At 48.9% G+C, this 15,582-nt stretch carries 8 protein-coding genes; 3 read left to right on the top strand and 5 right to left on the bottom strand.

Going from position 1 to position 15,582, the window contains the following annotated elements; genetic code table 11:
• Nucleotides 1-18: 18 nt before the first annotated feature.
• From CS948_RS11840 to CS948_RS11820, 5 genes are all read right to left on the bottom strand, one after another.
• On the bottom strand, nucleotides 19-1,404 hold the full coding sequence (locus CS948_RS11840) for a RagB/SusD family nutrient uptake outer membrane protein (RefSeq protein WP_176555037.1): 1,386 nt from the start codon (nucleotides 1,402-1,404) through the stop codon (nucleotides 19-21).
• A 29-nt stretch (nucleotides 1,405-1,433) separates the two neighbouring features.
• The gene (locus CS948_RS11835; protein ID WP_255301987.1) at nucleotides 1,434-5,060 is read right to left on the bottom strand and encodes a SusC/RagA family TonB-linked outer membrane protein; all 3,627 of its coding nucleotides are present in this window, start codon (nucleotides 5,058-5,060) and stop codon (nucleotides 1,434-1,436) included.
• 83 nt (nucleotides 5,061-5,143) lie between these two features.
• The gene (locus tag CS948_RS11830; protein WP_099291950.1) at nucleotides 5,144-6,283 is read right to left on the bottom strand and encodes a FecR family protein; all 1,140 of its coding nucleotides are present in this window, start codon (nucleotides 6,281-6,283) and stop codon (nucleotides 5,144-5,146) included.
• Between the two features lie 234 nt (nucleotides 6,284-6,517).
• The gene (gene rocD, locus CS948_RS11825) at nucleotides 6,518-7,729 is read right to left on the bottom strand and encodes an ornithine--oxo-acid transaminase (protein WP_099294447.1); all 1,212 of its coding nucleotides are present in this window, start codon (nucleotides 7,727-7,729) and stop codon (nucleotides 6,518-6,520) included.
• A 125-nt stretch (nucleotides 7,730-7,854) separates the two neighbouring features.
• A complete protein-coding gene (locus CS948_RS11820) occupies nucleotides 7,855-12,300 on the bottom strand; it encodes a translocation/assembly module TamB domain-containing protein (RefSeq protein ID WP_141560942.1) in 4,446 nt (1,481 codons plus the stop codon).
• Nucleotides 12,301-12,599: 299 nt separating this feature from the next.
• Here CS948_RS11820 and tsaD point away from each other — a divergent pair, with 299 nt between their 5' ends.
• From tsaD to CS948_RS11805, 3 genes are all read left to right on the top strand, one after another.
• On the top strand, nucleotides 12,600-13,646 hold the full coding sequence (gene tsaD, locus CS948_RS11815) for a tRNA (adenosine(37)-N6)-threonylcarbamoyltransferase complex transferase subunit TsaD (protein WP_099291948.1): 1,047 nt from the start codon (nucleotides 12,600-12,602) through the stop codon (nucleotides 13,644-13,646).
• A 231-nt stretch (nucleotides 13,647-13,877) separates the two neighbouring features.
• Nucleotides 13,878-14,807 carry an NAD(P)-dependent oxidoreductase gene (locus tag CS948_RS11810; RefSeq protein ID WP_099291947.1) on the top strand — a complete coding sequence of 310 codons (930 nt, stop codon included), beginning with the start codon at nucleotides 13,878-13,880 and terminating at the stop codon, nucleotides 14,805-14,807.
• A complete protein-coding gene (locus CS948_RS11805) occupies nucleotides 14,807-15,436 on the top strand; it encodes a SagB/ThcOx family dehydrogenase (protein ID WP_099291946.1) in 630 nt (209 codons plus the stop codon). Before CS948_RS11810 ends, CS948_RS11805 begins: the two co-directional genes overlap by 1 nt.
• The last annotated feature ends 146 nt before the right edge of the window (nucleotides 15,437-15,582 follow it).

Below are 15,582 nucleotides of genomic sequence, written 5' to 3'. Positions count from 1 at the left end.
TATTTTCAATTATCAGTTTTACTCTATGACACCTTTCCTTGCCGGGACATAAGCCGACGGGTTCTGTTTCAACAGGACATTATTACTTATTGCCGTATTGGGAATCGGTATCGTGTAAAGCGGATCCCTCTCCTCCAACGTGTAGACAACCCACGGGTCGTATTCTGTCACTTTGTATTTATGCGATATGGAAGGCATCCCGTAGCGGCGCAAATCAAACCAACGCAGCTCGTCAAAACAGAGTTCCCGGCGACGTTCCAGACGGATTTCATCCAATAGGACAGCCTCATCCGTGATAGACGCATCCTCGTATCCCTCTATCCGGTAACGACGCAATGTATTCAAATCCGACAAGGCATCCGTTTGCTCTTTCTGCTGCGCATAGGCCTCCGCCCGGTTCAAGTAAGCCTCCGAAAGCCGGATCGTGTTCACCGGGGCTCCCCAGTCCATAACCGTTTTCTTCGTGCACATCCCCCACGGGAACCATAAATCCAGACGCCTGTCCTCACCCGTGAACTTCGACATCAAATCCTCGGACGGAACATATCCATAGGGAATCTCTATCCAAGCATTATACACCCACTCCACCTCGGTATGCTTGTAACTTGCCATCTCGAACTCGGAATACATCTCCACTCTCGTGTAATCCGTCAATCCCGCTCCGGTCTTTATCGCCGCCGTGGCTGCATCTATCGCCTCCTGCCACTCCTCCATATACAGGAACACCCGGGACAGCAGCACCTGTGCCGCGGAAATATTGATCCGGAAACTTCCTCTCTTCTTCGGGTATTTCTCGAACAATTCGATAGATGCCTTCAAATCTTCGACGATCTGCCGGTACACGTCCTCCACCGTACCCCGGTCTATCCCGTTTTCCGTCAGATCGGCAGTCAGCTTCAACGGTACCCCAAGAGCATTTTTATTGTAATTATAAGGCTCGCTGTACAAATTCACCAGCATAAAATAGTAGTACCCGCGTAACGCATAAGCCTCCGCTTTTACCTGTTCCTTCTCTTCCGGGGAACCTATCGCCCCGTCAATCCCATCTAGGGTTGCATTCACACCCACAATCTTTTTGTAAGTCAGCGTGTACGCGTCTACCGCGTAAGACTCTCCACCCCACATACTCGGCTGCCACGTGTAATGACCGAAAAACTGTGTCGCAAAAATATTCTCTTCGTCGCCCCAATAATAAGACGGGTCCAGTTCCAAATCATCATCAAAATAATAAAGCGCATCATAAGCAACATCCACGTACCCGGAACCCAGCAATAACTGGCTAAAATCAGACACAGTCGTCACGATTACCTCGTCCTGTGACTTTTCCTCTAGAAAATCAGAACACGCCGCCAACAAGAACACGCCCATCCATGCTATCTCCTTTATAAACTTAAATCTTTTCATGAGCTTATCGTTTTCCATTATTCAATCCACTAAAATACCACTTGCAATGACAACGAGGTCACGCGCCGCGCCGGCCAGTTCCGTGTTTCCGGATCCAGACCGTCCCATTTCTTGTCCGAAACCCACATAAACGGGTTCGTCATACTCGCTTTTACCTGCATCCGCTGGATGTAAGCCCGTTTTAACCATTCAGGGTTCATCTCGTAAGACAGCGAGAGTGAACGGCAACGAATAAAATCCGTGTTAGCGACCCATACATCAGACATATTATACATCTCGTACAAATTCTTGTTACCATAACCGCCCCGCTCTACCGCCGGCAACAATATCTGCTCTTTGCCCGCACCCGGGAGGGAAGGGATGCTCGTGTAAGCATCATCACCCGGTTTCTTCCAGCGACCGAGTAATTTCCTTGACACATTTTGTTCCGGCTTAGGCAATCCCGAACCATCTGAAAAAGAAGCCGTGTACAGCTCCGGCAAACGATCATGCCCGCCCCATTGCACGGCAAACAAAGCGTACAACGAAAGCCGTTTATACTTGAACAGCATATTGAAACCTCCCGAGAAATCCGGCACAAGTTTCCCGGACTTCACCAAATAGGCAGTCGGGTCAAAACCGTTCTCCACGTCCATATTTTTAAACACCGGCAACCCGTTCTCCGGGTTCAATTTATCAAACTCGAAAGAATAGAACATGGAAAAAGGACGCTCTTCCATCACGGCGGAACCATCCAAGTAACTATCAACAGAATTCCAACGGTCATTCTTGTCCACCTTATTGCGTGTCACGGAGGTATTAACCGAAAGCTGCCACGTGAAATTCTCCGTCCGGACAGGAACCACATCAATCACGAAATCATACCCGTAATTCTTCATCGAAGTACCGGAAACAACTCCACTCGATGTTCCATTCTCGACAGCCACCCCACGGGCTGCAAGCACGTCGCTCACCTTTTCAAAATAATTAGCCGTAAAATTCAACCTCCCCTCAAACAAGGAACCATCAATCCCGATATTATAAGTTTTCGTCTTCTCCCATCCCAAATTCGGGTAGGGCAACGAGCTCACGATCAAGACATAATCCTTGTACGCCCCGTCAATTCCCCCGTCCCTTGCTGTCAGGTAAGGCGAAACCGAAGAAACAGCATTTCCCTGATAGCCATAAGAACCGTACAAATCCAGATTATCGATCCAAAGTTGTCCCAACAGGAAACTCTCCTGCCCGAGCCGCCATTTCGCCCCGATCGACCACGTCGGTTCAAAGCGTTTATTCTTATCCTGAGCGAAACGGTTGGAAGCATCCAAGCGAGCGCTAAAATTCATCACGTAACGTTCCTGGTAAGTATAAGCCGCCAACATATATTCGCTGAGTTTATTATCCACCCGGTTAATCACCCGTGTTTCCCCATTCACGTAAACACTGTTATCCAAACGTTCACCCTCGCTACTTTCAAAAAAGGAAGGAGGAGTAGTAAATGTCTCACCCCGATTCGGCAAATAACCGTAACGCTTTTGCGTGTTTCCCTTGGTCGTGAGAGCATTGGTCTCGATACCCACTTGCAACGTCATCCGGTGCTTTACCCCGAACAAACAGTCATACACCAGACTATTCCGGATCATGATAGAAGTATTGTTCGTCAGGTCTGTTTCCAGAATACCGCCATTAGGCAGAGGGGTCTGTTTTGCCATATCATCCGTCATGGCAATCGAACCGAACTCGTACCCTCGGATCTGCGTGATATAGAACGAACGTTCATCCGCGTACTTCTTGGAATCGGCAGAAGAAGACGTGTAAGAAACCAGTCCCTGGTATTCCAATCCCGGCAGTATCCGCCATTTCAAATCTATCGTCGTACCCCATGTCCTCGTGCTATTCTTGCTTCCCGTGTTTTCCAACTCGTTCAGGATATTATAATTATACTTGCCACTCATATGCATAGCCCCTTCATTCCGTGCTCCCTCTTTCTCGTGGTAATAATAAGAACCGTCCTCGTTATACGCCGGGATTACCCTCGTCGTGTTGTACGCGTAAGAGAAAGGATCCACCCCGTAAGCAAAACCCCGCACGTCCCGTACCGTTCCTTTCAACAACATATTGATCATCAAACGCTCCCCGAAATTCACGGTCGTGTTGGATGTCGCCGTGAACGTCGTCATATTATTCCCTTTCGCTTCCCCTTTTTCTTCCGTGTACCCGAAAGAAGTCCGGTTCTGTATTTTCTCCGAACCACCGCTGATACTCACGTTATGCGAGTGATTGAACGAATTGCGGAACAACAGTTTAAACCAATCTGTGTTCTGTTTAGCCATCCTCGCGTACTCCTGCTCCATCGCCTCCTCCGTGATCTCCTTGTTCAGCCATTTCTGGAGCAAACCGGCGTAACCGACAGGCAAAACCGTGGAAGGATATACCCGCCGTTCATCATATATCTCCTTCGAGAACTGCATCATCTCCCGGGAATTCATCAAATCGTACAACCCGTAGCGAGGTCTTTGCCCGATCGAGAGATTGCCGCTATAATTCACGTTTATCCTTCCCGCCCTCGCTTTCTTCGTGGTAATCACGATCACCCCGTTCGCCGCCTTGGAACCGTAAATAGCCGTGGCAGAAGCGTCTTTCAACACCGTGATTGTTTCTATATCATTCGGGTTCAACCACGAGATGGCATTACCCGCCAATTGCTTGATGTCATCCGCGTCCACGGAAAACTTCGTGTTGTCCTCCGAGTTAAAAGGCTGCGGGTCTTGCTGGATCACCCCGTCGACCACCCACACAGGTTCCTGACTCCCGAGCAACGTGGAAGTCCCCCGTACCCGGATCTTCGAGGTTGCCCCCACCTGTCCCGTAGTATTCCACACCAGCATACCGGGCACAACTCCCTGCAGCATCTGGTCAATAGAAGAAACTCCCGCCATCAAGACATCCTCTGCTTTTACCGTCGTGGAGGCTCCCGTGTAATTACCTTTCGACACGTTGCCGTATCCCGTCACCACCACCTCTTCCACCGCCTTCACGTCCTCCTTCATCACGACATCAAGTGTCTTTTGTCCCGTGTACTTGATCTCCCGCAAAACCATTCCAACAAAAGAAAAGATCACGAAGACATTCTCGCCCTCCGGCACCATGATCGAGTATTTCCCGTCCATATCGGTAGCGGTCCCCATGACGACCGACATCCCCGTGGTATTCTCCGTCTTCTGGCGCACTAAAACAGTGACACCCGGTAATGGCACACCTTGTTCATCTTTAACGATTCCCTTCAACACACTTTGCTGCTTCACGACCGCTTGTCCCTTGCCGGGACGGATCAGTACCGTGTTATTCTCGAACTCGTACACGAGATTGGCTTTTTTCAACACGGTGTCCAACACACTCTTCAACTCCATCTTTTCCACCTTAATCGTGATTTCTCCCGCGGCGGCAACCAACGACGAGTTGTACATGAAGTTGATGTTTGTCTGTTTCTTCACCGCTTGAACGAACTCGTCAAGGTTCACGCCCTTCAAATCCAGCGTCACCGGATTTGTCTGGGCATACACGCCCAAATTCAGCGTGAGCAAGAAAACAAAGACGACACAGCACTTCATAATCCTTGAATTGTTCCTGTACCTACCCATTAGGTCAAGAAACTTGATTACTCGATTTTTTTTCATACTTTTGTATTGTTTATTTAAAACATGGACTTAAAGGGGAATAGGTTTAAAACCTGAGAAATTTGCGACCTATCCCTCTTTTTTTATTTATATAAAATAATCACATCTTCCCTTATTTCATAATGTACATCGTTTAACTTCTCCAACAACCGCAGGAACGTGTTGATATTATCGTACCGTTCAAGGCTTCCCGTGTACTCCAATTCCTTCACTTCCTCATCTTTAAATACCGCCTTTATCCCGTACCAGCGTTCCAGAACGTGCATGATATTCCCCAAAGATTTATTCTTGAAGACAAACTTTCCATCTTTCCATCCCACGAACTCCTCCACGTCAACGGCACGTACCTCAACCTCTCCGGACAAAAGGACGACAGCCTGCTCTCCCGGGGATAATATCACGCTTTCCTTATTCTTCGACGTGAAACTTACCTTGCCGGAAACCAACGTCGTGTACCCGACCTCTCCCCGGTAAGCGGTAACACCGAAAGACGTACCGAGCACCGTAATATCTCCCGTTTCCACACCCACGATAAAAGGCAAGGTATCTTTCTTCACCTTAAAGAATCCCTCCCCGCTTAACTCCACCTTCCGTTCCTTTCCCGTGAAGGCAACCGGGTACTTTAATTCAGACCCCGCATTCAACCACACTTCAGTCCCGTCGTTCAACACCACGTAGCACTCTCCCCCGATAGGCACTTTCAATTCATTGTAGAGCTCTTTTTTCATCGGATTCACGGAAGTATAGGAAAGTTGCCCATCCTCGTACTTTACCACATTCCCGTCATCTTCCATGATTGCGACAGGTTCTTTCCCAATCCTCACCATCCGTCCGTCTGCCAGTTTCAATACTGCCGCAGTTTCTCCCGGCGGAACAATTTCTCGGTTGACAACAACCAGCTCCCCAGTTGAAAGATTGAAGTTCTCCATGATCATGACCCCCAAGACCAACACTGCCGCCACGGATGCCCCCCATGCCATCCAACGCCGGAAACGCCCCCGGTACACCTGTTTCTTTAATGCCTCGAAAGCTGGCTTATACTCGTAACTCTCGAACTCCTTAAACTTCCCGGTTACAAAAGCCTCGTCAAACAACTCTTCGTACGCTTTCCGTAAAGAATTATCCTGCAACAAAACATCCATTTCTTGTCGTTCATCATCGGAAAGGGCATTCCCAAAAGACTTCTTAAACAGTTCTATGACCTTATATAAATCCCGCTTCATACTTATTTCATGTTATTACCACTATACCATTTCATCGCACATCCGGTTTTTATGAATGAAATTTTCAATTGTATAATACATGAACTTACAAAGAGTATGACAAAAAAAAGAAAAAAATTCAACTACTACCGATTTATTTTAGATTCCGACAAGAAAATATGCCGGAATAAAAAAAGAGGTAGCTATCAATAAACTTGTTAGCTACCTCCCCTCTAATATTCAGTTTATCGCAAACTACTCAAATTCCTTCAACGTCTTCTCGATAACTCCGATTGCTTCCAGCAACTGTTCCTCGTTGATAACCAGAGGCGGGGCGAAACGGATGATATGATCGTGTGTCGGTTTTGCCAACAAGCCGTTGTCACGGAGTTTCAAACAAACATCCCAAGCGGTCTTGCCATTCTTCGGGGTAACCACGACGGCGTTCAACAAACCTTTACCGCGCACGAGTCCGATCATATCCGATTTGATCTGTCCCACGCGTTCACGGAATATCTTACCCAATCTCTCGGCATTCTCGGCAAGTTTCTCGTCTTTAATCACTTGCAACGCGGCCATGGATACCCGACAAGCGATCGGATTACCGCCATAAGTGGAACCGTGTTCTCCCGGTTTGATCGTCATCATGATCTCGTCGTCCGCCAACACGCAGGAAACGGGCATCAAACCGCCGGAAATAGCTTTACCGAGGATCAACACGTCGGGACGTACCCCCTCGTGATCGCACGCCAGCATCTTACCCGTGCGGGCAATACCGGTCTGTACCTCATCGGCCATAAACAACACGTTGTGTGCCTTACACAAATCATAAGCTTTCTTCAAATAGCCCTCGTGCGGCACGTAAACCCCGGCTTCTCCCTGAATAGGCTCCAACAGGAATCCCGCCACGTTCGGGTCTTTTAAAGCCTCTTCCAACGCGGGAATGTCATCGTAAGGAATACGCACGAATCCGGGTGTAAACGGTCCGAATCCGGCATACGAAGAGGGATCGTTGGAGAGCGTCACGATAGTAATCGTACGACCGTGGAAATTGTTCTCGCACACGATAATCTTTGCCTGATCGGCAGGAATACCTTTCACGTCATATCCCCAACGGCGACAAAGTTTCAGGGCTGTCTCGTCCGCCTCTGCACCGCTATTCATCGGCAGCACCTTGTCGTACCCGAAATACTTGGTGATGTATTCTTCCCACTCTCCCAACACGTTGTTGTAAAAGGCACGGGAAGTCAGCGCCAGCGTTTTCGCCTGCTCGGTCATAGCCTCGACAATCTTCGGGTGGCTATGTCCTTGATTCACGGCAGAATAAGCCGAAAGGAAATCAAAATAACGTTTCCCGTTGACATCCCACACGTAGATTCCTTCTCCTTTTTCCAACACCACGGGTAGCGGGTGATAATTGTGGGCGCCATATTTCGCCTCACGATCCATGTACTCTTGTTCGGTCATTTTTTTCATAATATCATTTTAGTTAGGTTCGACGTTTTCACGTAACGAGCCCAATTTCACGAAAAAAAACCAAAAAAACAATGACAAACAATTGAAAATTGAAAATTGAAAGTTGAAAATTACAATTACTGCTTATTATCAGATGATTGCGAAGACTTCTTTTTCCGTTTAAAAATAGCCGTGTACTTGCGGAAGAGTTCCCGGAAGGTATCAAAGGCTTCCTGATAGGAAACACCGACACCCTGCACGGTCTCCGTGGCGTTATACGTGATCTTTTCGTTCGTGTGGGAATAAGCCTTCAGCTTCAACGTTCCCTGCTGGTTCAGCTTCACGTCCACGTCAAAGTCACCCGTGATAGAGGTATTCGAGTTCGTTTTCGACCCTTCCACCATGTTGCCGTTGGCGGAAATGGTCACGCGGTTGTTCCATATCTGGGTAGACAATGCCAACTCGAACTCGTTCGTCGTCACTTGGTCACCCGGGCGGTACGAGAAACCGATATCCAAATTATTGCTGATCTGCGACAACCAACGGGACACTTGATTCGACAGCAACTCGCTCGCCGTCGTTACCCCCATCTGGTAGCCCGTGTTGCGTTCCTCCTGCTCCGCGTCCTTATCCAAATAATCGGGCGTGTAGAACTTGTTCAGCAACAAAAGCGAGAACATTTGTTTGTTTACCTCGTCCTGACTGGAGAAAAGACTCTGCATCAAACTCCGCATCTGCACGTCGAGGGAGGGAAAATTAATCCCGAATTGCACGTTCGGGTTCATCAGATTGTCCCCCAGTTTCAACACGCATTCCACGGGAACTTTCGTGTTCTTGTCCATTGTCGTGTTCGTCCCCGCCAACAAATCACTCAGAGAAGTACGCAGGTTATAAATCGCGTTCACGTCAATCGTGGCGTCGTAAGGCGAACCGTTCCATTTGATACTTCCGCCGGGAGTCAACACGAACTTCTTGTTTATCAAGTTACTCAACGTGAAAAGATAATCTCCTTTCGCGATCTTGTACTCCCCGAACAGGTCCAACTCGTTGTCCTTACCCAAGGTAAAACGCAGATTACCGCTTCCCACGGTTTTCAGTATATCCCCGATCGTGGGGTCGAATATGATCTGCACCTCCAGATTGTCGTTCACCTCGATATTCGCATTCAAGTCGAAATCGGATATCAGGGAAGACCGTTCCTCGAGCATCGCGGACTGTTCGCCGGGTTGACGGTTATTTATAAACCGCAGGATACTGCCGTCCTCCTCCGTCAAGGCGGAAGTCAAGGGTATATACAGCACGGAATGGGGTTCCGGCTTCAAATTGACAGACAGTGCGGAATTACCCGACAGATTATTCATCCGGGTTTGTCCCGTGATATACAACTGCCCGTAAAACGTCTCGCCTTGGGATTGCTTCGTGTTCAACACGCGGAAATTATTAAACTTCAAGTTTACATCATACTTGTTCTGTTGCAAATCGTAGAACCCGGAACAGACGGACGCCCGCCCCTTGGCATCGTATATTTTGAAATCATCAAGCATGATCCGATTATCCTTCACCGGGATACGGTCATGAATCATAAACGGCGTGTTCAGCATACTCAAGGTCAAAGCCACCGAGTCCATGGCCAGAAAACCGTTGATCGCCGCCGTCCGGCTCGTCCCTTTCATTTCCAACTCGCCGGACAATGTACCCTCCCCGCTTTTCAACATATCCGGGAAATAACGGGTCAGGTAATTCACGTCTATTCCCGAAAGCACGAGATTCATGTTCAGGCTGTCCGTGGACGGTTTATAATAACCGAACACGCTGAACGGCGCCTCATCGTTCTTCATCTGGTTGATCACGCTGACCTGCAAGGCACTGTTCGCCGCATCCCACTGGGACATCAGGTTCAACGTCCCCAAAGTATCCCGGTTAAGCCCCCAGCGGTCGATCTCCATATTCGCGTAAATAAGACGGTCGTTGTACGCGTCCTGTATCGTGGCTTTCCCGTTTACCAACCCGAAAAGCTTCACTTTATTGTCAAAAAGAATATTATTGAACTCCGCCAGATTGAAATTATGGAACGCCATGGAGAGGGTATCCCGCTTGTTCCCGCTCACCCGTCCCCGCAGGGAAAAACTTTGCTCTCCCCGGCTGATCTTGAAATTATTCACGAAAATATCATCTCCCTCTTTCAATATCATGGAACGTCCCACCTGCCACACGCTATCCGCCATCACGATCGTGCTGGGCTGGATAAGCACCTGTGTCATGTGCCTGCCCCTGTAATTCAACAACCGGAGATTGGCGACCAGCGAGCCGCAATACGTCTCTTTCTCCCAGTTACTCCACGTCAGACGGTTCGTGACATTGTTCGTGTACACGTTCATCGTGTTGCGCACGTTATACAGTTTCCCGAAATTCAAGTATTTCAACTCGTCGGCAGCACAGGTACAGATCAAGTTGGTACCGTTGCCCGCTACTTTCACCCTCGCGTCCCGCGTCTTCAGATCCCCGAAAGAGATCGTATCCGCTTCCAGTAACAGATTCGTCCGCCGGTCGGCATAATTGTATTCACACGATAAATTGACACCGCTCGAAAGTTTCAATTGCGGGTAAGCGACCCGCAGCAAAGGATTGACATTCTTCAACCGCACTTCGGCAATCAGATTGGTTCCTTCCGGCAATGGTTTATCCACCGCGTAGCGGTAAGCGGGCAAATAGGTCATGACAAAACTATTCCACAAATCCGACAATTCCAGCGAATGGAAAAATCCCTCCATGGTGACATCCCCCACTTCCGATTGCAGGTTCGAGTAACTATATTCTCCCAGCACGGTATTCGTCAATCTCACCGAATCCGTCGTGAACACCCCCCTCGTGTTCTCGTATTTCAAACGGGGTATGATTGCCTCGAACCAATTGTTGTCCTCTTGCATTTTCAGGTTCCCCGAGAAATCAAATTCAAACGATTCCTTTTCCCCGCAAACGGACGGTCCCCATGAATCCCATTGCCGGACATTCACGTACCCCCGCGCGTCCGCGATTTGAAGAGAATCCCCCATGACATAATTCAATTCGAAATCAGCTTGCAAACTATCGTTCTTCACGGACGACAGCAAATACAGGCGATCGTTTTCCGTCCCCACCGAGAGGCGTACCCCCCGTAGCCGACCGTCGTACACGTCGAGGTATCCTAACGCACTCGACATCCCGAAACGAGAGGTGGAGTCACCCAGTACCCCGTTAAAGTTCGCGAACAGCGAACCGTTCTTCAAGAAAGACTGCCCCGTCAGAAAACCGAAATTCACCCGGAACAGGTTAGCCCGTCCCCCGTAACGATAATCTCCCGCACTATCCAAAACATAGTTGAACACGAGAGAACCTTCCATTCCCGGGGTAACGCTTTTCGCGTCCACGACAAAATCCTCGATCTTCCCCTTGAAAGTACCGTCAAAAGTGAAATAATCATACTTGTGCAGCATTTCCGGTATCTTCACGTAACGGCTTTCCAGCCACGGCATATAAATAGCTTCCAGTTCGGGCGGCGAAATCCGCGTATCGGTAAATTCGATAGTGAAGTCCGTATCAAAAAAACGGGGCAACCCCTTGGAAACAAATGAACCGTGGAACACACTTTTCTCTCCCAGATACACTTCCAGATTCTCGCCCTGCAAATTACTTATCGTGTTGAAAACCACGCCGCTCCCGTACAACACATTATTCATTCCCAGCAACTTGCCGTTAAAATAAGCTATATCATCGAAATGTACCCTTGAAGAGGTGAACACATATCGTTGTTGCATCTTCGTGGTAAAATTACGCCAGTACTCCTGATCCGGAACCCAATTATACTCCAACGTATCCAGATGAGCCTCACTCCGTTCGGTCTGAATCAAGGTATTCGTGACCAACAGGTTATTATTCGTCGCAACAACCCTTCCCCCCATGTTAATCACCTCGAATCCGGATTTCTCCCTGAAACTCAACCCGGTAACCGTGGCCTCGTAACGTCCCTCCTTCGAGAACCTGATTCTGGAAATCATCACGTTTAAATCCCGGCAATCGACATCCGTCCAGTTAATCCCGTAGTCCACGGGTTCATAATCGTTCTCTATATACCGGAAACGACTGTTGAACAACGATATTCGGGTCAGGTTCACTTTCCACCCCAAAGGAGAGGCGGGCACCGTGTCCGTCATCGAGGCGGAAAGGGAATTGATTAACTCCTCAACGTTCGTGACGCTCTCCCCCCCGTCTTTCTTGCGCTCAATCCACAAGTTAAACACGGCATTGTCGAAAGTCGCCTCCGTGATCGTGAATTTCCGTTTCACGAAACTCACCGAATCCACCCGCATCACGAGCCGCTCGCAAAACATCAGCGTATCCTGACGGCAGTCTTTCACGAACACATCACTCAGTATCAATGATTCTATCGGGCGAAATTCCACCCTCCCGATCGTGATCGTCGTTCCCGTCCGATCCTCCAAAATACGGGTAAAATAATCCACCAACTTCGTCTGAACGTACGGAGTCATCAAGGCAAAATAGGCCGCAAATGCCAAAAGCACAAGCACCATTACACACCGGGACAATATGGAGATTATTTTTTTTATACTTTCACCATTTAGTTTGCTTGCAAATTTAGTAATATTGCAGGAATAAATTCAATTGAAAATGGAAAGAGTTTATAAAGTTCATAAAGTTTATAAGGTTTATAAAGTTACGGGAGTCCTTCGGACTGTGTTTAACGGTAGCTTACGCTACCGTGGACAAAGCGCCCCGCAGGGGTCCATTTACTTTATGAACTTTATAAACCTTATAAACTTTATAAACCCCAAAGCCCGTGCGGCTGACAATCTAAAATCTAAAATCATTAAATCTAAAATATACCATGGGCGTTGTTATTCTAGGAATTGAATCATCTTGCGACGATACCTCGGCCGCGATACTAAAAGACGGGGTGGTACTCTCTAATGTCATTGCCAGTCAAAAAGTACACGAGGCTTACGGGGGAGTCGTTCCCGAACTGGCATCGAGAGCGCATCAACAAAATATTATCCCGGTCGTGGCGCAGGCCTTAAAAGTCGCAGGCGTCAATGCAGACGAAATCAATGCCGTCGCTTTCACCCGCGGACCGGGACTGCTGGGCTCTCTCCTTGTGGGAACTTCCTTCGCCAAGGGATTCGCTATCGCGAAACAAATTCCCATGATCGAGGTCAACCACTTGCAGGCACACATCCTCGCCAATTTCATCAAAGAACCGGGAGTGGAAGCTCGCCACCCGAAATTCCCGTTCCTGACGCTACTCGTGTCGGGCGGTAATTCCCAGATCATCGTGGTTCGCGACTATCTGGACATGGAAGTCATCGGGCAAACAATCGACGACGCCGCCGGCGAAGCCTACGACAAATGCGCCAAAGTCATGGGATTGTCCTATCCCGGGGGACCCGTGATCGACCGTCTGGCGAAAGAAGGGAACCCAGACCGTTTCACGTTCAACAAACCCAATATCCCGGGACTGGATTACAGCTTCAGCGGGTTGAAAACCTCGTTCCTGTACTTCATCCGAGACGAACTCAAAAACGATCCGGACTTCATCCAACATAACCTGAACGACCTTTGTGCCTCTTTACAGAAAACGATCGTCGATATACTCATGGCCAAACTTAAAAAGGCCGCCAAACAAACCGGAATAAAACAAATCGCCATCGGTGGCGGTGTGTCGGCAAACTCCGGGTTGCAAAAAGCCGTGTACGACGAGGGAACCCGCGCGGGCTGGGACGTATTTATCCCCCGCCTCGGCTTCTCGCTCGACAACGCCGGCATGGTCGCCGTCACCGGGTACTACAAATACCTCGCTTCGCGATTCATCGGATTGGACGCACCTGCTGACGCGAGGATGAGCCTGAACAATGGAAAATTGAAAATTGAAAGTTGAAAATGAAAAAATTCCCGAAGAATATTCCAGCTCCTCCTCTGTTTATAGAGGAAACCGGCGAGTAAGCGAGGGCAATAGGGAAGCTTGCTTCCTGATTGCCGAGCGTGAGCCGGTTCGAGACCGGCTTCCGGGCTCACTTGGACGCGAAGCGGACGGAGGAGTTTAATCTAAAATCTAAAATTATAAATCCTTCAATTTAAAATTTAAAATCTAAAATTTAAAATCAAAAATATGAAAGTTCTTGTTACTTACAACATTCCCCGCGAGTCATTCGCAAAACTCGGAAAAGAGCATACCGTAACTATGCCCGACGGCGAGTATTTCACCACCGAAGAATTAATCAAACTGGTACCCGATCACGATGTCATTCTCGGGATATTCACCCGCCCTATTGACAACAGCGTTATCGAGGCAGGCAAAAACCTGAAACTGATCAGTAATTTCGGCGTGGGCTACAACAACATTGACACCAAATTTGCCCGCTCGAAAGGAATAGCGGTATGCAATACCCCGAAAGCCGTTTGTTTCCCGACCGCGGAAATGGCAATGGGGCTCATGCTGAGCGCCGCCCGCCGTATCACGGAATGCGACCGCCGCATACGGGTAGAGAAAGAGAGCATGTGGGGCGTGATGAAAAACCTAGGCTTCACGCTGGAAGGACGCACCCTCGGGATCATCGGCATGGGAAATATCGGCAAGACCGTGGCACGACTGGCAGAAGCGTTCCACATGAACGTGATTTATTACAACCGCCGGAGCACGGTAGAAGGATACGAGAGAGTCGATCTCGACACTCTGCTGAAAAGATCGGACTTCGTTTCTATCCATACCCCATTGACGGACGAAACCCGCCACATGATCGGCAAGCGGGAAATAGAACTGATGAAGCCGACCGCTATCCTCGTGAACACCGCCCGCGGAGCCGTCATTAACGAGAAAGAGCTGGCAACCTGCTTACAAAACAAAACGATAGCCGGGGCAGCCCTCGACGTTTTCGAAGACGAACCACACGTGACGGAAATGCTCTACGGACTGGATAACGTGATCCTCGCCCCGCACAATGCGACAGGCACTATCGACACGCGTATAGCCACCGGGCAGGAAGCTGTCGATAACATCCTGAATTTCTTTAACGGTACACCAACTAACGTAGTAAACTAATGAAAACAATTATTACAATGCTAGTGCTTACATTCATGGGAAGCGCCATGAACGCTCAAAACATCAAGTTACCCGCACCGCAGAAAACCGGGGGAAAATCACTCGCCGAATGCCTGAACGAACGGCAAACATCCCGTGATTTCGACACGAAAAAACTATCCCCGCAAGACCTTTCCGACCTCGTGTGGGCAGCGAACGGCCTTAACCGCTCGGAGAGCGGCAAACGTACCGTTCCGACCGCCACGAACTGGCAGGAAATGGTACTCTACGTGGCGACAGCCGATGGCATCTACCGCTACAACGCCGAAAAACACGAACTGGAACTCGTGAAGAAAGGCGACTACCGGAAAGAATGCGGCCCGCAACCTTTCATGACGATAGCTCCCGTGTGTTTCATCTATGTAGCCAACCACGACAAAGAGGGACGTATCTCCGATCCGGAGCAAAAGCTACTGTACTCCAACCACCACGCCGGGTACATGGCTCAAAACGTGTACCTCGTTTGTGCCGCCAAGGACATGGCAACCGTGACAATCGGTTCCGTCAACAGAGAGGCTCTAGCAAAAGTGATCGGTTTACCCAAGAACAACTTCGTGATCTACACCCAACCTATCGGGTACAAAAAGTAGATTTTCAAGTCGCCAAAGGCGACTTGAAAAGTTGCAGGTTACATTCGCCTACGGCGAATCACAAGCTGTGTTACTGGCGTTTGGGACTGTAACTTAGCTCTCCCTCTGTTTATAGAGGGAGTACGGCGAAGCCGGGAGGGAGTTCT

The organism is Butyricimonas sp. Marseille-P3923, from assembly GCF_900184685.1.
In the GTDB taxonomy this organism is placed as follows: Bacteria; Bacteroidota; Bacteroidia; order Bacteroidales; family Marinifilaceae; genus Butyricimonas; species Butyricimonas muris.
This window is presented reverse-complemented; position numbering and strand designations above follow the sequence as displayed.

Bases quoted from the DNA above. Each gene is read 5' to 3' on its own strand.
- CS948_RS11840 (WP_176555037.1), bottom strand. From the start codon at position 1,404: ATGAAAAGATTTAAGTTTATAAAGGAGATAGCATGGATGGGCGTGTTC.
- CS948_RS11810 (WP_099291947.1), top strand. From the start codon at position 13,878: ATGAAAGTTCTTGTTACTTACAACATTCCCCGCGAGTCATTCGCAAAA.
- CS948_RS11830 (WP_099291950.1), bottom strand. From the start codon at position 6,283: ATGAAGCGGGATTTATATAAGGTCATAGAACTGTTTAAGAAGTCTTTT.
- CS948_RS11835 (WP_255301987.1), bottom strand. From the start codon at position 5,060: ATGAAAAAAAATCGAGTAATCAAGTTTCTTGACCTAATGGGTAGGTAC.
- rocD (WP_099294447.1), bottom strand. From the start codon at position 7,729: ATGACCGAACAAGAGTACATGGATCGTGAGGCGAAATATGGCGCCCAC.
- CS948_RS11805 (WP_099291946.1), top strand. From the start codon at position 14,807: ATGAAAACAATTATTACAATGCTAGTGCTTACATTCATGGGAAGCGCC.
- tsaD (WP_099291948.1), top strand. From the start codon at position 12,600: ATGGGCGTTGTTATTCTAGGAATTGAATCATCTTGCGACGATACCTCG.